The organism is Aeromonas sp. R2-1, from assembly GCF_040908425.1.
GTDB classification, from domain to species: Bacteria; Pseudomonadota; Gammaproteobacteria; order Enterobacterales; family Aeromonadaceae; genus Aeromonas; species Aeromonas caviae.
In genome coordinates this window covers 16,239-37,210 of the sequence record NZ_JBFODR010000042.1, presented here as the reverse complement: position 1 = coordinate 37,210, position 20,972 = coordinate 16,239, and the positions used below count along the sequence as shown (strand labels likewise).

General features: G+C 61.2%; 16 protein-coding genes. 5 read left to right on the top strand and 11 right to left on the bottom strand.

The features are described 5' to 3' along the window. Window positions 1–24 precede the first annotated feature (24 nt). A complete protein-coding gene (locus tag AB5Y80_RS15405) occupies window positions 25–456 on the top strand; it encodes a universal stress protein (protein WP_010675457.1) in 432 nt (143 codons plus the stop codon). Window positions 457–548: 92 nt separating this feature from the next. Here AB5Y80_RS15405 and AB5Y80_RS15400 read toward each other — a convergent pair whose 3' ends face one another. The 6 genes from AB5Y80_RS15400 to gpt all read right to left on the bottom strand — a co-directional run bounded on the left by AB5Y80_RS15400 (window position 549) and on the right by gpt (window position 6,244). After that, window positions 549–1,184 carry a murein L,D-transpeptidase catalytic domain family protein gene (locus AB5Y80_RS15400; RefSeq protein ID WP_042016892.1) on the bottom strand — a complete coding sequence of 212 codons (636 nt, stop codon included), beginning with the start codon at window positions 1,182–1,184 and terminating at the stop codon, window positions 549–551. A gap of 156 nt (window positions 1,185–1,340) precedes the next feature. Next, window positions 1,341–2,597 (bottom strand): glutamate-5-semialdehyde dehydrogenase, encoded by a 1,257-nt coding sequence (locus tag AB5Y80_RS15395; RefSeq protein ID WP_262512438.1) that lies wholly within the window; start codon window positions 2,595–2,597, stop codon window positions 1,341–1,343. A gap of 32 nt (window positions 2,598–2,629) precedes the next feature. Next, complete coding sequence (gene proB, locus AB5Y80_RS15390; protein ID WP_048207022.1) at window positions 2,630–3,733, bottom strand: glutamate 5-kinase; 1,104 nt, start codon at window positions 3,731–3,733, stop codon at window positions 2,630–2,632. 145 nt (window positions 3,734–3,878) lie between these two features. After that, window positions 3,879–4,271 (bottom strand): sigma factor-binding protein Crl, encoded by a 393-nt coding sequence (gene crl / locus AB5Y80_RS15385; protein WP_039040346.1) that lies wholly within the window; start codon window positions 4,269–4,271, stop codon window positions 3,879–3,881. A gap of 62 nt (window positions 4,272–4,333) precedes the next feature. Further along, window positions 4,334–5,602, bottom strand: coding sequence for an esterase FrsA (frsA, locus tag AB5Y80_RS15380; protein WP_041215706.1), 1,269 nt, complete (start codon window positions 5,600–5,602; stop codon window positions 4,334–4,336). 174 nt (window positions 5,603–5,776) lie between these two features. After that, window positions 5,777–6,244, bottom strand: coding sequence for a xanthine phosphoribosyltransferase (gene gpt / locus AB5Y80_RS15375; RefSeq protein ID WP_039040347.1), 468 nt, complete (start codon window positions 6,242–6,244; stop codon window positions 5,777–5,779). 926 nt (window positions 6,245–7,170) lie between these two features. On the opposite strand from gpt, the gene AB5Y80_RS15370 reads away from it, so the two are divergent. Continuing rightward, window positions 7,171–8,622 (top strand): aminoacyl-histidine dipeptidase, encoded by a 1,452-nt coding sequence (locus tag AB5Y80_RS15370; RefSeq protein ID WP_201894393.1) that lies wholly within the window; start codon window positions 7,171–7,173, stop codon window positions 8,620–8,622. Window positions 8,623–9,251: 629 nt separating this feature from the next. On the opposite strand, the gene AB5Y80_RS15365 is transcribed toward AB5Y80_RS15370, so the two are convergent. The 5 genes from AB5Y80_RS15365 to AB5Y80_RS15345 all read right to left on the bottom strand — a co-directional run bounded on the left by AB5Y80_RS15365 (window position 9,252) and on the right by AB5Y80_RS15345 (window position 15,382). Continuing rightward, a complete protein-coding gene (locus AB5Y80_RS15365) occupies window positions 9,252–10,253 on the bottom strand; it encodes an ABC transporter ATP-binding protein (protein ID WP_041212969.1) in 1,002 nt (333 codons plus the stop codon). A gap of 94 nt (window positions 10,254–10,347) precedes the next feature. Further along, window positions 10,348–11,385, bottom strand: a complete 1,038-nt coding sequence (locus AB5Y80_RS15360) for an ABC transporter ATP-binding protein (protein ID WP_368173159.1) — start codon at window positions 11,383–11,385, stop codon at window positions 10,348–10,350. A gap of 25 nt (window positions 11,386–11,410) precedes the next feature. Then, the gene (locus tag AB5Y80_RS15355; RefSeq protein ID WP_368173158.1) at window positions 11,411–13,228 is read right to left on the bottom strand and encodes an extracellular solute-binding protein; all 1,818 of its coding nucleotides are present in this window, start codon (window positions 13,226–13,228) and stop codon (window positions 11,411–11,413) included. A gap of 82 nt (window positions 13,229–13,310) precedes the next feature. Continuing rightward, a complete protein-coding gene (locus AB5Y80_RS15350; RefSeq protein ID WP_214004362.1) occupies window positions 13,311–14,354 on the bottom strand; it encodes an ABC transporter permease in 1,044 nt (347 codons plus the stop codon). A gap of 2 nt (window positions 14,355–14,356) precedes the next feature. After that, a complete protein-coding gene (locus AB5Y80_RS15345; RefSeq protein ID WP_010675471.1) occupies window positions 14,357–15,382 on the bottom strand; it encodes an ABC transporter permease subunit in 1,026 nt (341 codons plus the stop codon). 739 nt (window positions 15,383–16,121) lie between these two features. On the opposite strand from AB5Y80_RS15345, the gene AB5Y80_RS15340 reads away from it, so the two are divergent. The 3 genes from AB5Y80_RS15340 (at window position 16,122) to AB5Y80_RS15330 (ending at window position 20,965) form a co-directional block, all read left to right on the top strand. Next, window positions 16,122–18,728, top strand: coding sequence for a TonB-dependent siderophore receptor (locus tag AB5Y80_RS15340; RefSeq protein ID WP_039040352.1), 2,607 nt, complete (start codon window positions 16,122–16,124; stop codon window positions 18,726–18,728). Window positions 18,729–18,830: 102 nt separating this feature from the next. Further along, a complete protein-coding gene (locus AB5Y80_RS15335) occupies window positions 18,831–19,595 on the top strand; it encodes a DUF3450 domain-containing protein (protein ID WP_323920042.1) in 765 nt (254 codons plus the stop codon). Further along, window positions 19,592–20,965 carry a MotA/TolQ/ExbB proton channel family protein gene (locus AB5Y80_RS15330; RefSeq protein ID WP_041215711.1) on the top strand — a complete coding sequence of 458 codons (1,374 nt, stop codon included), beginning with the start codon at window positions 19,592–19,594 and terminating at the stop codon, window positions 20,963–20,965. Before AB5Y80_RS15335 ends, AB5Y80_RS15330 begins: the two co-directional genes overlap by 4 nt. The last annotated feature ends 7 nt before the right edge of the window (window positions 20,966–20,972 follow it).

Sequence of the window (20,972 nt, the reverse complement as noted above, 5' to 3'; positions counted from 1 at the left end):
AGCCCAACCTGAGGGGAGATTCTCATGCCAACCATCAAATCCCTGCTCTGCCCCGTCGATTTCTCCGAGATGTCCAGAGCGGTACTCGACTACGCCGTCTTCATGGCCAACACCCACCAGGCCGAGCTCAAACTGGTCCACGTGGTGGATCAGCTGCACGGCTTCGACAGCTACAAGATCCTGCACATGACGGCCATCGAGATCACCCACGAGATGGAACGCCAGGCCAAGAGTCAGCTCAAGGAACTGGTCGCCTGCCTGCCGATTCCGGCCAAGTTCGAGGTTCGTTTTGGCCGCGCCGCCGATGAAATCGTCCTCCAGGCGAAGGAAGACAAGGTGGATCTCGTGGTCATGGGCAGCCATGGCCGCTCCGGTATCAGCCACCTGCTGGTGGGCAGCGTGGCGGAATCCGTGGTGCGCCACGCCCCCTGCCCTGTGCTGGTGGTCCGCAAATAATCCCCACCTGATGCGCCAAGGCCAGCATATGCTGGCCTTTTTGCTGTTGATTGCCATGGGATGCTCATCGCAGCACACTCGCGGGCAGGCTCTCAGCCATGGGCATAGATGACGCTCCCTCCCTTGATGGTGTCGATGATGGCCCTGGACTGCTCCCTTGGCAGGGCCGGGCATCCCCAGCTGCGCCCCAGCTTGTCAAACTTCTGCAGATGCCTGGGGCTGGCGTAGTCCGCCCCGTGCACCACGATGGCGCGCTTGCGGGCATTGCTGTTCTTGCCGGGACTGAGGCCGTCGAGACGCAGGGAGTAACCGTGCTTGCCCTGATAGGTCTCGGCGGTGCGGTAGACCCCGAGGGAACTTTGCCGGGAATTCATCTGATTGGAGAACTGGCGGGCGGCCAGCTCCCCCGAATTGCGGCCGTGGCTGACCCAGGTGTGGTAGAGCAGCTTGTGGCGCTTGACATCGATGACGAACAGCCGGCGCATGGTCGAGGGCTTGCTGTAGTCGATGATGGTGAGAATGGGTTTTCGCTTGTGGCGCACGCTCTGGTAACCGTCCAGGGCCTTGCGAAACACGCGGCTGTCGAGCTTGCCGGCCAGCCCGAGCTGACGATAGAGATCCTGGTCCCAGCTGGCGTGGCTGGCGCCGCTGAAACAGAGCGCCCCCAGCAGCAGTGGCAGGCTCAGCCAGAGGCTGCCCCACCACGCACTCCTATCCTGTCCCTTCATCCTTGAAGTTGCTCCCCTTGCTGTCGGTGGCCTGATGCCCCGGGTGACACCGCATCCTGCTGGATAGTTATATGCAAGCCATTGATTGCGAGCAATAAAAAAGCACAAAAATGCCGACCTGAGTCGGCATTGTCCTGCTTGCTGAGCGTGCCTGGATCAGGCACGGCTGAGATAATCCGCCTGCCCCACCCACTTGTAGCTGGTGAGTTCGGTCAGCCCCATGGGGCCACGGGCGTGAAGCATCTGGGTCGAGACCGCCACCTCGGCCCCGAGGCCAAACTGGCCACCGTCGGTGAAGCGGGTGGAGGCGTTGACATAGACCGCCGCCGAACCGGCCCCGTTGACGAAACGCTCGGCATTGGCGAGGGAGTTGGTCAGGATGGCATCGGAGTGGCCGGCGTTGTGCTCGCGCATATGGGCGAGCGCCTCGTTGACGTCCGCCACCACCTTGACCCCCAGGGTCAGCCCCAGCCACTCGGTGTCGAAATCTTCCGGCCCCGCGTCGCACAGGTTGTCGCTGCCAGCCAGCAGCGCCATGGCGTTGGGCGCCCCCACCAGAGTCACCTTGCGCTCGTTCATCAGAGCCACCAGTTGCGGCAGCAAGGTAGCCGCCACCTTCTCGTGTACCAGCAGGGTATCGAGGGCGTTGCAGGCGGAGGGGCGCTGCACCTTGGCGTTCTCGATGACCGCCAGGGAACGCGCCAGATCGGCGCTCTCGTCCACGAAGATATGGCTGATACCGAACCCGCCGATGATGACGGGGATGGAGCTGTTCTCCTTGCACATCTTGTGAAGACCCGCACCGCCGCGGGGGATGATCATGTCCACGTAACGGTCAAGGCGCAGCAACTCGGCCACCAGCGCCCTGTCCGGGTTGTCGATGTACTGCACCGCCGCCTCGGGCAGACCGGACGCCGCCAGGGCATGCTGGATCACCCGCACCAACTCCAGGTTGGAGTGGAAGGTCTCGCGACCGCCGCGCAGAATGCTGGCGTTGCCGGTCTTGAGGCAGAGGCTGGCGATGTCGATGGTGACATTGGGGCGCGCCTCGTAGATGACGCCGATGACACCGATGGGCACCCGGCGACGGGAGAGGCGCAGGCCATTCTCCAGCACCCGGCTGTCGATTTCGGCCCCGACCGGATCGTCCAGGGTGATCACCTTGCGCACATCCGCCACTATGCCGGCAAGGCGCGCCGGGTTGAGCAGCAGGCGATCCAGCATGGCTTCCGTGAGCCCCGCCTCGCGCCCGGCGGCGATGTCTTTCTCGTTGGCCGCCAGGATCTGGGCACTGCGTGCTTCCAGTTCATCGGCGATGGCCGCCAGCGCCCGGTTCTTCTGTGCCGTGCTGACGGTGGCCAGTTGATAGGCGGCTTCACGGGCCGCCTGCCCCATTTTCTCCAGACTCATCACAGTTCCCTTTTGTTCATGCGGTGCCGCCCTGTTCAGAGCAGCACCATGTCATCACGGTGGATGGCCACGGCCCCATAGCCGTAACCCAATACCTGTTCAATCTGATCCGAGTGGACACCGCGCAGCCGATCCAGCTCCAGATGGTCGTAACGGCAAATGCCGCGAGCCAGCTCGCTCCCCTTGGGATCCAGGATACGCACCACGTCGCCACGCACGAAATCTCCCTTCACCGCGACGATGCCCTTGGGCAGCAGGCTGGAGCCCTTCTCCTGCATGGCGGCCACGGCCCCCTGATCCACCTGCACTTCGCCGTGAGGGGGGGGCCCTGCCAGGATCCAGCTCTTGCGCCCTTCCAGGGGGGATGCCAGGGCCGGGAACAGGGTCCCCACCCGCTCCCCGGCGGCGAGTCGGCCGATCACTTCCGGGATCTGGCCGGTGGCGATCACCACGTCCACCCCGGCCCGGCGCGCCACGTCGGCCGCCTGCAACTTGGTAGCCATGCCACCGGTGCCAAGACCGCTCACGCTGTCACCGGCAAGGGAGCGCAGGGTGTCGTCTATGGTCTGCACCTCTTCGATGAGCTGGGCATCCGGGTTGGTGCGCGGGTCGGCGGTGAAGAGCCCCTTCTGATCCGTGAGCAGGACCAGCAAGTCCGCATCCGCCAGGATGGCGGCACGGGCAGAGAGGTTGTCGTTGTCCCCCACCTTGATCTCGGCGGTGGCCACGGCGTCGTTCTCGTTGATGACGGGGATGATGCGGTGATCAAGCAGAGTGCGCAGGGTGTCGCGGGCATTGAGGTAGCGCTCCCTGTCTTCCAGGTCGGCGCGGGTCAGCAGCATCTGGCCGATGTGCAGCCCGTAGAGGTTGAACAGGTCCTGCCATACCCGGATGAGCTGGGTCTGACCCACCGCCGCCAGCATCTGTTTGTTCGGCAGGGTAGGCGCCAGCGGAGGGTGGCCCAGATGCTCACGACCGGCGGCGATGGCCCCCGACGTGACCAGCACGACACGGTGCCCGTGTCGATGCAAGGCGGCACATTGTCTGACCAGCTCGACCATGTGGGCACGGTTGAGGCGGGCAGATCCCCCGGTGAGCACGCTGGTGCCCAGTTTGACGACTATGGTTCTGTTTTCCATGGGAACGAAGGGTTAGAAAAGTAAGGAATCCCTTTATACCCACGGCCCCCCTGCCCTGCAAGGCAATTAAGCCTCGCCAGGCAGTTGCGGGCTCGGTGACAAAGCATCGGGGTACCCCGCACCGGGAAGATGCGGGGCTTGGGGATCAGGCTGCCGTCACGCTCAGTTCGGCAGTCACCTGCTTCGCGGGGGATAGGGTGCACTCCAGCTGGGTCAGCTTGCCGCTGATGAGCTTGTAGAAATGTTGCAGGGTGCGTTCCACTTCCGCCTGATGCTTCTTGGGCAGCGCCTTGTCGATCCACTCCCCGTCCGCGTTGTAGAACCCCGTCTGATAGTGGTAGCTGAAGCTGTGATCCGCCTGCTCCAGCACCAGCCACCAGCCCCAGAACTCCCGCTTGTCCGGAGCAGGCTTGGCGCTGACGCAGACGGACAGGCAGTCAAAGCGGTATCGGCCCTCCTCGCACAGGTCTTCACGCAAATAGGGGCCAATGGCCGCGAACTGCCGCAGCAATCGCTTGTAAGTCACTCTTTCTGACATGCTAACCTCCCTGTTGAACAAGCCATACCATCACATGGTGATGTTACATTTTTAGTTTTATATCATGTACATAAGTGCTTTTTGAGCCAATCTACCGTCTCTTTCAGTGCCTCGTCATAGACCTCGAGCAGTGGCTGCTTGTCAAACACCACCGCCTTGCCGTTGCGACTCGCAGCGGCCAATGCCCGGACATCCTGCTCGGGACAAATAAAATCTTTCTTGTGCCCGATACTCAATATCGGCACGGAAGTGCGACTCCCCAGCAATCCCTGGGTCTTGAGGGAGAAGACCTGACACTTGGTGCGCAGCAGATCCCACTGGGCCGCGTCCGCCCCCAGCCGGTTCGCCAGCCCGTCGCGCATCATACGCGGGCAGCGGGCGAACATCTCCTGATTGGTGAACACCTGGTTGATGCCGGCACCGATGCAGACCACGGTCCTAAGCTTGAACGGCTCGACGAAGGCGAGACGGGCCGCCACATTGCCGGCGAGGCGGAACCCTACCATGGCGATGCGCTGGTGATCGACCCAGGCCACCTCCGAGAGGTAGTTGAGCACCGCCTGGTGCAGGCGGCTGGTGTCCTGCACCAGGGGCCAGTGCTCGGCATAGCCGGTGCCCGGCATGTCCAGGGAGAGCATCCCGATGCCGTGGGGCTCGAGACACTTGAAATAGAAGTTGAGGAAGTCCACCTGAAGCGAATCGATGCCACCGCTGACGATGACCAGGGGCACAGGTTTCTCGGTGGTGGGCAGATGCAGGTAGCCCTGGATGGTCTTGCCCCGAAACGGGACCTGCAACTCCTTGAGGGGCACCTTGAACAGGCGTCCGGCCTCGCGATAGGCCATGTTGCCAAGCAACTGGGCCTGATCCGCCAGCTCGTCGTGCTTGAGGTGGGGGTAGCTTGCGATGGAGTAATAGCGCACTGCCTTGAGCAGGCTCTTCAGCGCCGCGGCGCGATCCCCTTCCCCCAGCAGCGTCCGCCCCGTATTGAAATAATGGCCGGCGAGCTGGCTCCACTCATAGACCCAGTTGCCGGGCACATAGCCCTTGATGGTGTCCAGATAGCGTTCGTGACTGCGCTCCCCCTGCCCCATGGCGATGTGCGCCAGGGTCTGCTCCACCTCGACGGGATCGGCCCCCTGCCAGGCCCAGGTCGGTCTGCGCAGCAGGCGATACCAGCGGGGCGACAGGGCGCCATCGATGAAGCTGTCAGACAGTGCGCTGTCTTGCTCGTCGACGGGGCTCGAGTTGGAGACTTCGGAAGTTTCCAATACCTTTTTGACCCGGGTAAACAGCTTTTCCGTCAGATTGGTATCGTCGTTTGGTTCCAAAATAGTGGCTCTTCTGTCTCAAACAATGTCCCATCTTAACCACTTTTCACATCGAGCAGCCACACCAGAAACGCATTGAGCCCCAAAAGGGGCTCAATGTGGTCAACCTTGCATCACGACGGATCAATCCGCTCCCAAATGCCGGGGAGTCACTGGTAGCGACCGGTGGGGCGATTACGCTTCGTCGCAGATCGGCTTGGCGAACTCCAGCGCCATGTCCCAGGGCTGTTCAATCCAGGTATCCTGCGGAATAGCGACTTCGAAGTCATCCACAAGGGGTTCGCCCATGGGCTTGGCGAAGATAGTGATGAACTTGGCTCTGGGGTAGAGCTCGCGGATCGCCTTGGCGGTGCCGCCGGTGTCCACCAGATCGTCCACCACCAGCCAGCCTTCGCCGTCACCTGCGGTGGTGGCAGCCTTCACCACCACCAGCTCGCGCTGGTTGTCGTGGTCATAGCTGGAGATGCAGAGGGTTTCGACATTGCGAATGCCAAGTTCGCGGGCCATCAGGGCCGCAGGCACCAGACCACCGCGGCTGACGGCGATGATCCCTTTCCACTGGCTGACAGGCAGTTGACGACGGGCCAGACGGCGCGCTTCGCGTTGCAGGTTATCCCACGATACATAGAACTTTTTTGGCATGCTATCGATCTCAACGAGTTATAAAGCAATCACTTATGAGGCGAAACCCGGCAAAGAGACGGGTTCAGGTCAATTCTGGCACCCCGTTTCCCGAATTTTGCTTGCACTTTTTCGGCCTCGGGGCTGACGCCTCGGCGGCAAAAACGGATGCAATGCGAACAGGGATGGGGTGTAGCTGGCGGCCATGTCGGGTGGACTCCCGATCTCGGGCCGGCTGTTGGGCCGGTATGATAGCACTCTTTATGGATAAATTGAGCGGCAAACGTATGCGAAAAACAGGAAATGTCCGCCATCTTCCGCTCTGTCGCCCTTTTGGGAGGGCTCCGGCGACACCGACAGGTTAGCCGTTTGACACACATTCCATGACATTCGGGCAAAAAAATAGCAGGGGGAGGAGAGGTTCCTCACACACCTGCTGCTGTTACCTGTGACGCCTGCGAGCCTTAACGGCGGGTGGCGTAGGGATTCGGGTAGTTGAAACCCTGGGTATAGAGAGATTGGGCAAACCAATAGGTTGAATTGCTGCCTGACATCATAAACTCCTGATTGCTTAACAAGTTACGTACCTTAATGCGGGTTCACATCCTTGAACTGACACTCGGTTCCATGGAGGCGCACTTGCTTTGCTTCGGTTCCCTGGAGGCATTGATTGTCATCCTGACAAGTGGGCTGGCCACGGCGGCTAATTTACCACCCGGCGCCCAAAAGACAATATTTTTGTGACTGATATCACAAAATTGATGTTGTGCTGACACGAATAAGGCAGGCAGTGAAGTTCGCCATCCATGCTCCCTTTCCCAGCACAAGCAGAGCGTCATTTGCGCTGATCGCTCACATTTTTGCGTGATTGACTGTATTATCGTTATCCTCTTCCCCGGCCCGCAGAGTGGGGCCCGACATTTTCCATGCTGGTAAGGAGTCCCGACGTGGCACAGCTCAGTTCTCTGTCTCCCAAGTTGATTTGGCAATTCTTCGAGCAGATCTGCTCCATCCCTCACCCCTCCAAGCACGAAGCCCAGCTGAGCGCCTGGATCGTGGCGTGGGCCCAGGGAGAAGGCCTGGCGGTCAAGCAAGATGCCGTCGGCAACATCATCATCAAGAAACCGGCCACACCGGGGATGGAAAACCGCAAGGCCGTGGTGCTGCAAGCCCACATCGACATGGTGCCCCAGGCCAACGCCGACACCCAGCACGACTTCACCACCGATCCCATCGATGCCTACATCGACGGTGAATGGGTCACTGCCCGCGGTACCACCCTGGGTGCCGACAACGGCATGGGCATGGCGGGCTGCCTGGCCGTGCTGGCCGACAAGACCATCAAGCACGGCCCGCTGGAAGTGCTGCTGACCACCGACGAAGAGACCGGCATGACCGGCGCCTTCGGTCTGGAAGCGGGCTGGCTGGAGGGCGAGATCCTGCTCAATACCGACTCCGAAGAGGATGGCGAGGTCTACATGGGCTGCGCCGGCGGGGTCGATGCCAATATCCGCTTCCCCCTGGAGCGGGTCGCTGCCACCGAGGGTGAAGGTTTCGAGCTGCAGGTCAAGGGCCTGCGCGGCGGCCACTCCGGGGTCGACATCCATCGCGGCCGCGGCAACGCCAACAAGCTGCTGGTCCGTCTGCTCAAAGCCGCCGAACCGCTGGGGGTGCGCCTTGGCGATCTCAGCGGCGGCACCCTGCGCAACGCCATCCCCCGCGAGGCCCGTGCCAGCCTGCTGGTGCCCGCCGCCAGCGTGGCTGACTTCAAGGCCCTGGTGGACCGCTACGCCGGCATCTATCAAAGCGAGCTGGCCGCCACCGAGGCCAACCTCACCGTGCTGCTCACCGCCCGGGAGAAACCGGCCCAGCTCATGAGCGAGTCCCTGCAAAGCCGCCTGCTGGATGCCCTGATGGCCTGCCCGAACGGGGTGATGCGCATGAGCGACGCCATCCCGGGCGTGACCGAGACCTCCACCAACCTGGGTGTCATCAAGACACTCGAGGGGGAAGTCTATGTGCAGTGCCTGATCCGCTCCCTCATCGATTCCGGTCGCGAGAACATCGAGCAGATGACCCGCTCCCTGTTCACCCTGGCCGGCGCCAGCTGCGAGTTCACCGGCGCCTACCCGGGCTGGGCACCGAACGTGGACTCCCCAGTAATGGCGCTGGTACGCAACAGCTACCAGACCCTGTTTGGCGAGATGCCGAACGTCATGGTGATCCATGCAGGCCTCGAGTGCGGTCTGTTCAAGAGCGCCTACCCGGACTGGGACATGGTCTCCTTCGGCCCGACCATCCGTGGCGCCCACGCACCGGGGGAGAAAGTACACATCCCGGCGGTCGAGCGTTTCTGGCAACTGCTGGTTCACGTGCTGGAACATATCCCGGCCAAGTAAGCCAGCTCACGACCATACCGATGCCCCGCCCAGTGCGGGGCATCTTTTTTGTGCTCCCTCCTCGGCCACCTCTCTCATATCCCCGATTCCACGCGCGGCCCTGGCTTGAAACCGTATCCATGAACAGGTCTGCATTTGAAAACCCTTTCCATGATTTATGTAAATTTACAACACAAAAAGTTGATCCAGCTCACATATACCCCTAGGATCAGAACGTGACCAAGGTCACACAACCCATGAACCACAGAGAAACGAGGTCATCTTATGTTCGAGAATCTGGCAGTGCTGTTCCACCTGAAGGGTGCAACCAGCAAGAAAGGTGCTGAAGAGAAAGACACTTATGCGCCTGCAACCCGCAATTACTACTTCCGTTATGGCGCCTGATATCGCCTGTCCGGAAGTTGAAATTAGCAACGTAATAAAACTACAAAACAACTCAGCAATCCACACAGCAGCCACCCCCATCGGGGCGCTGTCCTGCCCGGGCCAGAATTTCCACGGCCAAACCTGAACTCCAACCATGAAGATGGGGCCCGCAGGCCCCATTTTTTTATTCCGTTTCCGCCTCTATTGCGCCTCCTCGGTGCCACCTTGCAGCGATGCCTGTTGCGACGTGGCGGGCGCCGGCATCATATCGCCTTTCCCAGTGGCACCGCCTCCTGCACGGGCAAGGGGAAATGGCAGGCCACCTGATGCCCCTGCCCGCCGCACGCCTCAAGGGCGGGCGAGCGGGTGCGGCACAGATCCGTTGCATGGGGGCAGCGCTGGTGAAAGTGGCAGCCACTCGGCGGCGAGATGGGGGACGGCACATCCCCCGTCAGCAGGATGCGCTGGCTGCGCCGCCGTGGATCCGGCACCGGAATGGCGGAGATGAGCGCCTGGGTATAGGGATGGCGTGGTGCCAGGTAGAGTGCCTGGGCCTCGGCCAGCTCGACGATCCGGCCCAGATACATCACCGCAATCCTGTCCGAGATGTGCTTGACCACCGACAGGTCATGGGCGATGAAGATGATGGCGAGGTTCATCTCCCGCTGCAGATTGAGCAGCAGGTTCACGATCTGGGACTGCACCGACACGTCGAGCGCCGACACCGCCTCGTCACACACCAGCAGCTTGGGCTTGAGGGCGATGGCGCGGGCGATGCCGATGCGCTGGCGCTGGCCACCAGAGAACTCATGGGGATAGCGATCCACCGCGCTGCCGGGCAAACCGACTTTCTCCAGCAGCTCCTGCACCCATGTCCGGCGCTGTTCGGCGTTGCCCTTGCCGTGGATGATGAAAGGCTCCTCCAGGATCTGCCCCACCGTGTGGCGGCTGTTGAGGGATTCTGCGGGATCCTGGAACACGATCTGCATCTCCTGACGCAGGGATCGCATCTCCTTGGGCGAGAGGTGGGTGATGTCACGCCCCTCGAAGGTGATGGAGCCGGCGCTCGGCTCGAACAGCTTGAGCAACGAACGCCCCAGGGTGGACTTGCCGCATCCCGACTCTCCCACCAGGCCAAGGGTCTCCCCCTGCCTGAGATCAAAGCTGATGCCATCCACCGCGTAGACGGTGTATTGCTTGCGCAAGAAACCTCCACCCATCTTGAAATGCTGCTTTAAATTGCTTACCGACAACAAGCTGGTCATGACTTCCATCCCCGACGATTCATGGCAGCAGACGACCTGATCGCCTTCCCGCCGCCTGGCTGCCCTGCGACACCCCGTCCCCACACCAGGCCGTTCATAGGCTCACCTCCTTCCAGTGGTGGCAGGCCACCCCGTGACGTTCGCTCAACTGCTCGGTCACCGGTATGGTCTCCACGCAAAGGGGCGTGGCATGGGGGCAGCGGTTTGAGAAACGGCACCCCGCCGGCATCTCGTGCAGGGCGGGCACCTGACCCTTGATGGTCTTGAGCAGGCTCTTTGGCACATCTTCCAGACGCGGGATCGAGGCCATCAGACCATGAGTATAGGGATGGTGCGGGTGGTCAAACAGTTCATAGATATCGGCCCGCTCCACCGCTCGCCCGGCATACATCACCACCACCTCGTCGCACAGCTCCGCCACCACCCCGAGATCGTGGGTGATGAAGATGATGGCCATGCCGGTCTGGGCTTGCAGCTCCTTCATCAGATCCAGGATCTGGGCCTGGATGGTCACATCTAGCGCCGTGGTCGGCTCGTCGCAGATGAGCAGGGCCGGTTCGCAGGCCAGCGCCATGGCGATCATCACCCGCTGACGCATGCCGCCGGAAAGATTGTGGGGATAAGCTGCGAAACGCTGGGCAGGCTCGGGGATCCCCACCTTCTGCAACATGGCGATGGCGGCGTCACGGCGCTGGGCCTTGCTGTAATCGGGGCGGTGGAGGCGAAACACCTCCATCAGCTGATCGCCGACCGTCTGCACCGGGTTGAGGGCCGTCATGGGCTCCTGAAAGATCATGGAGATACGGTTGCCACGCACCTTGTACATCTGCTCCGGCGGCAGATTGAGCAGCTCCTCCCCCTGAAAGCGGATGGAGCCCGCCACCACCTGACCGTGGGGCCTTGGCAGCAACCCCATGATGGCCAGCGAGGTGACGCTCTTGCCGCAGCCGGACTCGCCGACTATCCCCAGGGTTTTGCCCGGGGCGACCTGGAAGCTGACCCCGTCGAGCACCTTGATCTTGCCGTCGTCGACGGCGAACTCCACCTCGAGATCCCGCACCTCGAGGATGGGGGACAGAGACTGCCCCTCATGATCTCTGGTGCCGGGGGCGGCGGCCTGTGTGTTGGGCATGACTGCTGCTCCCTTCTGGGCCACATCAATGATGTGCATAGGTCTTGTCGATCAGGGTGATGGGGGCCAGCGACTTGCCGTCAGCCTTGGCCTTCTGGGTCTCCTCTTTCACCTTGGGATCGATCCAGAGCAGGCCGCCACTGCTGTGGGGGTAGCCATCCATGGGCCAGTAGAGCAGATCCGGGGTGTTGCGGGTGGCGGGCACCTCCGGCAGCATCACATAGCGCCAGCTGCTGGCTCGCACGTAGTTGAGCTGAACGCCGGGCACGAAGATGGCGAGATCATAGATGCGCTGCTGGATCTGGTGGGAAAGCGCGGCCCGCTTGTCCATGTCGAACTCGACGTTGTAGGCGTCGATCAGACTGTCGAGCTCTTTGTCAGCCACGTTGAACAGGTTGTTGGTCTGGGGCTTGTTGGCATTGTCGGAGTGGAAGGACTCCCAGTATTGCGGATAGAGACCGCCGCCCCCCCAGCCAAGCCAGGCCGCCTCGTGTTTCTTCTCCAGCATCACCTTGAAGCCGGTGGCGCCATCCACCAGATTGAGCTCCAGATCCAGGCCCGCCTTCTTGGCCTCTTCCTTGAGCACGGTCAGCCGCTTGGAGTGCTCCTGGCTGGTGTAGGTGAGGGCCAGGGTGAGCCGCTCTCCCTTGTCGTTTTGCAGGATGCCGTCCGGTCCCTGCTTGCCGTAACCGCCCTTGGCGAAGTACTCCCGTGCCTTGGCGATGTCGTAGGCCCGCTCAGGGAGCGCGATGTCGGTGAAGGCCCCGAAGCCAGAGCCGAAGGTGGTAGCGCGGTCATAATCGCCGTGCAGCACCGTCTCTATCATCTTGTCGATGTTGAAGGCGTGCTGGATGCCGAGCCGCACGTTGAGATCCGCCAGCTTGGGATTGGCCACGTTGAGGTGAACCCCCTGCCCCCCCTGCTTGGTATCGGTCATGGCCATCACCTTCTGCACGTATCCCTGCTTGTACTCCGGGGTGACCGCTTTCTCATGCCACCAGTTGGGCAGGATCATCTCGAAGGTGTCCAGCTCCCCCTTGAGGAAGTGGCGGAACGCGATGTTGTGGTCGCGGATCACCTGCACCTTGATGGTGTCGAGGTTGAACCTGTGCTGGTTGTAGCGATCGTCTTTTGCCCACCACTCCTTCTGCTTGCTGAAGGTGACGGACTTGCCCTTTTTTACGTCGCTCATCACGTAGGGGCCCGTGGTGGGTACCACGGCCCAGTTGTACTGCTTCACCCAGTTCGGGCCCATCTTGTAGTAGTGCTTGGGCTGAGGCCACAGTTCGGTGGTGTTGAGGAGATCGAGCTTGGCCTTGCGGCTGCCCGCCTTGACCAGGATGGTGTGGTCGTCAATCTTCTCCACCGCCACCACCTCGGTGGTGTAGTAGTTGTTGAACCAGGGGCCCTTGATGTCCTTGGAGCGCATCATCTCGTAGCCGAAGGTGTAGTCATCGGCGGTGACCGGCTTGCCGTCGGACCACTTGGCGCGCGGGTCGAGTTTGAAATAGACGGTCTGGCTGTCCGGCGCGATGGCCCAGGCATTCGCCAGGGCCGGAATGGGGTTGCCCGTGTTGGGATGGAAGCTGATGAGCCTCATCTGGTTGTCGAGGATGAAGGAGCGGAACGAGCCGTTGGAATCCGGCCCCACGGTGCGAAACGTCAGCGGGAAGCTGTCGACGAAGAGATTGAGGTTGCCGCCGGGCAGCGCCTTGGGAGAGGCGAACACGGGGTCGGTGTCGTTGGTCTCCCACGTCAGATCCGCGGGCAGGCTGGCCGCCCACACACAGGATCCGTTCAACAGCAGAAAGAGAGCACCTGTCCATTTGATTTTATTGTTCATGTTTGACTTCCTGGTCATGCCCCTGCACTGGGGGCGTCTTCATTAAGGGTCCTGTCGATGTGCCCTGGCAAGGCGCCACCGCTCACTGATAACGGGTAAATTTGCGCGGATCGAACGCCTCCCGGATGGCCTCCCCGATAAAGGAGACCATGATGAGCACCAGGCTCACCGCCGCCACCACCGAACTCACGATCCAGATGGCGTCGAGGTTGTTGATCCCCTGGGAGAGCAGCTCCCCCCAGCTCGGGGTCGGCGGCGCCAGGCCAAAGCCCAGGTAGTCCAGCGCCGTCAGGGTGGAGATGTTGCCCACCACGGCAAACGGGGCCAGGGTGACGATCATCATCAGGGTATTGGGCAGAATGTGGTTGAAGATGATGCGCCGGGTGCTCGCCCCCTGGGCCCGCGCCGCCATCACGTAGTCCCGCGCCCGCTCCTTGTAGGTGAGGGTGCGCATGTACCAGGTGATCCCCATCCAGCCGAACAGCACGTTGATGCCGACGAACAGGCCGAAGTTCGGCTTGGCCAGGGAGACCAGGATCATGATGACGTAGAGGAAGGGCACCTGGGACCAGATCTCGATGAAACGCTGCATCAGGAGATCGAACCGACCGCCGAGGAACCCCATCATGCAGCCGATGCTGACCCCGATGACATAGCTCGCCACCAGCGCGATGAAGGCAAAGCCGATGGCGATGCGAAAGCCGTAGACCAGCCGTGCCAATACGTCGCGACCGCTGGTGTCGGTGCCGAGGAAGTGGCGCTCCGCCAGGCTCGGGGCATAGGGCGGATAGGCCTCCTCCTTGAAGTCCTGCTCATAGGGGTTCCAGGGGACCAGGGGCAGCAACACCCAGTCCCCCTTCCCTTCCTTCGCAAATTGGCTCTTGAGCTGGCGGTAGTTGGTCTCGTACTCGTAGTCGAGCCCGAAGTGCTGGCCCGGGATCACGTCCCCATAGGTGGGGAAATAGAGCTCCCCCTGATAGCTCACCGCCAGGGCCCGGCTGTTGACCAGCAGTTCCGCCAGCAGAGAGATGACCACCAGGACCGAAAAGATGACAAAGGAGTAGTAGCCGCGCTTTATCGACTTGAAGCGCTTGAGTTTTTTCAGAGTTACCGGATTCAGGTTCATGCTCACTCTCCAAACCGCACGCGAGGATCGACCAGGGCAACGCAGATGTCGGAGACAATGTTGCCCACCAGCATCAGCATGGAGGTGATGGCCAGAATGCCCATGACGGTGGGGTAATCCCGCTCGACGATGGCCTCGTAACCGAGCAGGCCGATGCCGTCGATGTTGAAGATGGTCTCGATGAGGAAGGAGCCCCCGAAGAAGACGGTGAGCACCGACCCCAGGTGACTCGCGATGGGGATCAGGCTGTTGCGCATGGCGTGATCGGTCACCGCCTTGCGAAACGGCAGCCCCTTGGCCACGGCGGTGCGCACATAATCCGCCGACAGGTTCTCCATCAGGCTGTTCTTCATGGTCATGGTGAGGATGGCGAAATCCCCGATGGCGTAGGCGATGAGCGGCAGCAGGGCGTGGGCGAAGACGGTGCGGATCTGATCCCAGCTGCTCTCCATCCCGTCAAACTCGTCCCCCGGGAAGCCCCCCATGGGCAACCACTCCAGATGGAACGCAAAGACGGTGATGAGGAAGATCCCCACCACGTAGGCGGGCAGCGCATAGGCCATGTAGATGAGCATGGAGCTCAGGGAATCGAAGCGGCTGTTGTGCCTGAGCGCCTTGGCCACTCCGAGCGGGATGGAGACGGCATAACTCAGCAGAAAGGTGGCGAGCCCGAAGAAGGCGGTCACCGGCAATCTCTCCTTGATGAGATCCCACACCGGCTCGTAATAACGGGTCGACTCCCCGAGATCCAGCACCGCCAGCTTCTGCAACCAGTCCCAGTAGGCGACCAGCATAGGCTTGTCGAGACCGTAGAACGCCTTGAGCTCTTCAATCTGTTCGTCGGAGAGTGCCTGCGCCCCCTTGCTGCCACTGGAGCGGCCGGACTCGTTTTGCGAGACCTGCGCCTGCAGCAGCATGCGCTCGACCGGGCCGCCCGGCACGAAGCGGGTGATGGTGAAGACGAGCAGGGTGATACCGAGAAACGTCGGGATGATCAAAAGCATCCGACGTAGGAAATACGACAGCATGGTGGAACCTCGTCCTTGTTGTTCTTTTATGGCCAGTCACATCCGGTGACGGGCCTATCCTTACCTGGCATTACTCACTGAATTGACTGGCATTGGCAGACAATCCGGCTCGGTCACTGTAAAAGCTCTGCAACAAAAATCAAGTAGAACCCTGTCTGCGACCAGGAATGTCCCCCCGCAGCATATCCCGCGGATGATTTTTTCCAAAAAAACCAACTTCAATATAAAAAACTGCTACGCCTACCCGTCCAACTCGATTTTAATTATTAAAAAATTAATTACACAGGTGTTTTAATCCATATCAAACAGAATAAAATCAACAAGTTAAGGATAGGTCGGGTTACTTTCTCATTTACCTATAAAAGAAGAGGGATAGCCTCCCCCACCCTCCGTTCCCCGGAAAACGCTCTCGCCATAAAAGCAGATGAAAATACTGCAAAAAACCGTTTTCTCGATATCGGCACCGGAGTGACAAGCGACTTATCGATAAGTTCAAAAATAATCAATAAAATTGTAAAAATCTAACTTAACAACATCTTTACATAAGTTGACGCAACATTTATGGAATAAAACGCCAAAAATATTCCATCAAGTGCATATTCCCATCTAATTCCCTCTGCTGCCCCCATCCCCGCCGCTCCATTTGACGTCCATCACCAAACCTTGATAAGCCTTACGCACCGCTCCAACGAGGGCGGTAATGGAAGCAAACAATAAACAATCAGGAAGGATACTAGCGATGCTTAGGAAAAGCAGACTCTCTGCTGCCGTAGCGTTTGCCTTGGCGAGCGCGGCAGTTGTGGCCACCCCTGTCCTGGCCGAAGAGGGCCAGAACGTAGAAAAACTGCAAAAAATCAAGGTCACCGGCTCGCGGATCTCCCGGGTCGATGTGGAAGGCGCCACCCCGGTCGTCTCCGTGACCAAGGCGAAAATCGAGCAATCCGGTCAGCAGACCGTCGCCGATTACCTCAAGCAAGCCTCCTACAACTCCTTTGGCGGCGTCTCCCCTGCCTCCGGCAGCTCCTTCCAGTCCCAATCCACCGTCGGCCTGCGCGGCCTGGGTTCCGAGCGTACCCTGGTTCTGCTGAACGGCAAGCGGGTAGCGGGTTCCCCCACCATGGGCGGCACCTCCATCAACCTCAACACCATCCCCATGGCCGCCGTTGAGCGGGTCGAGGTCAACCTGGACGGCGGCTCCGCCATCTATGGTTCCGACGCCATCGGTGGCGTGATCAACGTGGTGCTCAAAGAGGGCTACGAAGGGCTGGACTTCCAGGGCCGCATCGGCTCCCCGAGCGAAGAGGGCGGCGACGAGAAGAGCGGCTCCATCGTGGCAGGGGTGGCCGGCGAGAAGGGCTCCCTGATGGCGGTCTACGAGCACGACAAGAAGGACGTCATCTACGCCCGGGATCGTGACTATCTCTCCAAGCAGGGCAACGACTCCCCCAGCCCCTACGGCCGCAACGTGGAAGGGATCACGGGTCTTGACGCCAACGGCGACCCCATCTGGAAATACGGCCCCCTGGCCGGCGCCACCAATGCCGACGGCTCATGCAAGGAGCCCTTCGTCGGGTTCGAGGGCGGCTGTAACTTCAACTACGGCCAGGTCGCGGCCACCACGGCCTCCCGCAGCCGTGACACCCTGTACGTGAACGGTCGCTACCACATCAACGACAACGTGGACTTCGTGCCGCAGATCATCGGCTCCCGGGTCGAGAGTTTCGGCCGCTTCGCCCCGGCCGCCGGTGCCTTCACCATTGACCCGGCCAACCCGAAGAACGCTCAGTTCTTCGCCGACAACGGCCTGGATGCCGCCGCCACCCAGGGTCTGGGTGAGGCTGCCTACGCCTACTACCGCTTCAGCAACGTCGGTCCCCGTGACAACTATGTCACCGACACCACCGGCAGCATGAACCTCGGCTTCGAAGGCACCATCGCCACCGAAAGCGTCGGCGACATGCAGTGGAACGCCGGCTACATGTACTCCAAGACCGACAACAAGGAGAACGGCACCGGTTACGTGCTGAAGTCCGCCGCCCAGCAGGCGGTCGCCGACGGCAAGTTCGTCGGTGGCGAGTTCGACGCCTCCACCACGGCCTCCATGGCCGCCGACACCAGCCGCCGCTCCACCATGGACTTCTACCAGTGGTACGCCGGTGTCCAGTGGGACATGGGTGAACTGCCGGCCGGTCCGGTCAGCTGGTACGCCGGTGCCGAGTACAACGACTGGGTCTATGCCGACAAATACGACGCCCAGTCCGAAGCCGGCAACATCATCGGCTCCTCCGGCAACTCCTCCGGTGGCGTGCGTGACGTGACTGCCGCCTACATCGAGTCCCTGGTGCCCATCACCGAGCAGATCGAGCTGAACGTGGCCGGTCGCTTCGACAAGTACAGCGACTTCGGCAGCGCCTTCTCCCCCAAGGCGAGCCTGCGTTACCAGCCGCTGGACAACCTGATGCTGCGCACCTCCTGGTCCCGTTCGTTCCGCGCCCCCAGCCTGAGCGATCTCTACTCGGCTGACTCCTTCTCTGCCGACTGGGCGAAGGATTACGTCTACTGCGAGGCCAACGGCATCTCCGCGGCTGACTGCCCGAACCGCCAGTACGACACCACCCGTACCTCCAACGAGGATCTGAAGGAAGAGACCGCGGACACCTGGAACTTCGGGGTGGCCTACAGCCCGGTGGATGACCTGAACCTCTCCCTGGACTACTACACCATCAAGATCGAGGACGTGATCCAGCTGAACTCCCTGCAGTCTCTCATCTATGACGAACTGAACAGCGGCAGCTCCAGCAGCATCACCCGCAACAGCCAGGGCAAGATCAGCAACGCCATCGCACCCATGGTCAACCTGGGGACCCTCGAGACCTCCGGCCTCGACCTGAAGGTGGATTACACCTACGACCTGAACTACGCCACCGTGCGTTATGACCTGGGCGGTACCTACATCCTGAAATACAAGGAAGGTCTGTACGCCGGTGGTCCCATCATCGACAAGATCGGCCAGAACGGTCTGCCCCAGATGCGCTTCAGCTCCGGTGTGGGTGTCAACGTTCCCCAATGGTGGAACATGGATACCTACCTGAGCGCGAACTACATCGACTCCCAGAGCCAGGATTACATCGCCGATACCGGTGAGGAAGTGGGCCACATCGCGTCCCAGACCACCTGGAACCTGAACGTCGGCGTGGAAGCGCCCTGGAACGGCAAGATCCAGGTCGGCGTGAAGAACATGTTCAACGTGGGCCCGTCCCTCGAGAGCGATGGCTTCACCTATGACGACGAGCTCTACAGCATCGACGGTCGCATCTACTACCTCGACTACAGCCAGAAGTTCTAATCCACCAGCAAACCACAAGCCGGCCCGTTCGGGCCGGCTTTGCCCAAGGTCCCAAGGAAGTTACGGAGATAGGGTAATCCTATGAAAACAAGGACAACTACAATGAAGAACGCGCTCCTCGGCAGCCTGATTTCGGCTGCCTTGCTGACCAGCTTCAATCTGAGTGCCGCCTCTGCCAGCCAGGCCGTGGACGCTCAAGCCGCCACCGACAATGCATCCAAAGTTTCCCAGCAGAAGATCGACAGCTACGCCGAGTCTGCCGAGTCTGCCCTGGCCCAGTACAAGGCCGCCCTGCGCCAGGTCGACAGCCTGCGCACCTACAACGAGCAAGTGGGCAAGATGGTCGACTCCCAGAGCGCCGAACTCGCCTCCATGCAAAAGCAGATCGCCCAGATCGACCAGACCAGCACCGAAGTGGTGCCCCTGATGCTCAAGATGATCGACTCCCTCGAGCAGTTCGTCTCCCTGGACCTGCCGTTCCAGAAGGTGGAGCGTGAGGACCGCGTGGCGGCCCTGACCGATCTCATGAACCGGGCCGATGTCACCATCTCCGAGAAGTACCGCAAGATCCTCGAGGCCTACCAGATCGAGGAGGGCTTCAGCCGCACCATCGAAGCCTACAAGGCGAGCCTGGACAAGGATGGGGACGAAAAGACCTACGAGTTCCTGCGCGTCGGCCGCATCGCCCTGCTCTACCAATCCCCGGATGGCAACGAGACCGGCATGTGGAACAAGAAGACCCGCCAGTGGGAAGTACTGCCCCAGGAGTATCGCAGTGCGGTTGAACAAGGCCTTCGCATCGCGAAGAAGCAGGCGCCCCCCGCCCTCATCAAGCTGCCGGTTCAAACTGCGGAGAAAGCATCATGAAAGGAATCAAACTTGCCATCGCCTCGCTGATCGCGGGCGCCACCCTGGTCACCCTGCCGGTGACCGCCGCCGAGAAGCCGGTGGATCTCAACGCCCTGCTCAATCAGGTCAAGGCCGCCAGCACCAGCGAATCCCAGCTCAACAAGGAGCGGGAAGCCCGCTTCCTGGCTGACAAGAACGAACAAGGGGCCCTGCTCGCCAAGGCCAAGGCGGATCTCGCCGCCGAAGTCGCCAGGGGCGAAAAGCTCAAGGCCACCTTCGATGCCAACGACAAGCAGCTCACCGAGCTGACCGAGACCCTGCGCCAGCGCTCCGGCAACATGGGCGAGATGTTTGGCGTGCTGCGCCAGTTCGCCGGCGAGTTCAAGGGGATCTTCAACGCCTCTGCCCGCCGGGTCGAGCATCCGGAGCAGACCGCCCTGCTGACCCGCCTGGCCGAGAGCAAGGAGCTGCCCTCCAGCGATGACCTGACCGCCTTCTGGACCACCACCCTCAGCCGCATGGTCGACGGTGGCAAGGTGAGCCAGATCCCGGCCACCGTGGTCTATGGCGAAGGCAACCAGGCCGAGAAGACCGTCACCCAGATCGGTGAGTTCAACACCGTCTCCGAAGGCAAGTACCTCACCTTCGTGCCGGAGACCGGCAAGTTCGAACAGCTGCCCCGCCAACCCGACAAGGGGGTGCTGGAACCCATCGCCGACTTTGAACAGGGTGGCGGCGGCGTCAAGCCGATCTTCGTCGACCCGTCCCGCGGCGTGATCCTCTCCCTGCTGGTGCAGTCGCCGACCCTGAAGGAGCGGATCGACCAGGGTGGTGAAGTGGGCTATGTCATCATGGTGCTCGGCGTGCTCGGTACCCTGTTGGCCCTGTTCTGCGGCGCTCGCCTCTCCCTCATCGGCGGATCCATGCGCAAGCAGCTCAAATCCGATCAGATCATCAAGGGCAATCCCATCGGCGAGATGCTGGGGGCCTACCAGAGCCATCGTGGCGACAACATCGAGGATCTGGAATCCAAGCTCGACGAGATCATCCTGCGCAACGTGCCCAAGTTCGAGAAGGGCATCAGCATCATCAAGCTGATCGCCTCGGTCGCGCCGCTGCTGGGTCTGCTGGGTACCGTGGTCGGGATGATTGCCACCTTCCAGGCCATCACCCTGTTCGGTACCGGCGATCCCAAGCTGATGGCGGGGGGTATCTCCGAGGCCCTGGTGACCACCATGCAGGGTCTGGTCGTGGCCGTGCCCATGCTGTTCCTCTACACCATCGTGCAGACCCAGAGCCGCCGTCTGATCCAGGTACTGGAAGAGCAGAGCGCCGGTTTCGTCGCCCGCTACCAGGAACGTCTGCACGCCGCCAAAGCCGCAGCCTAAGGAGTCA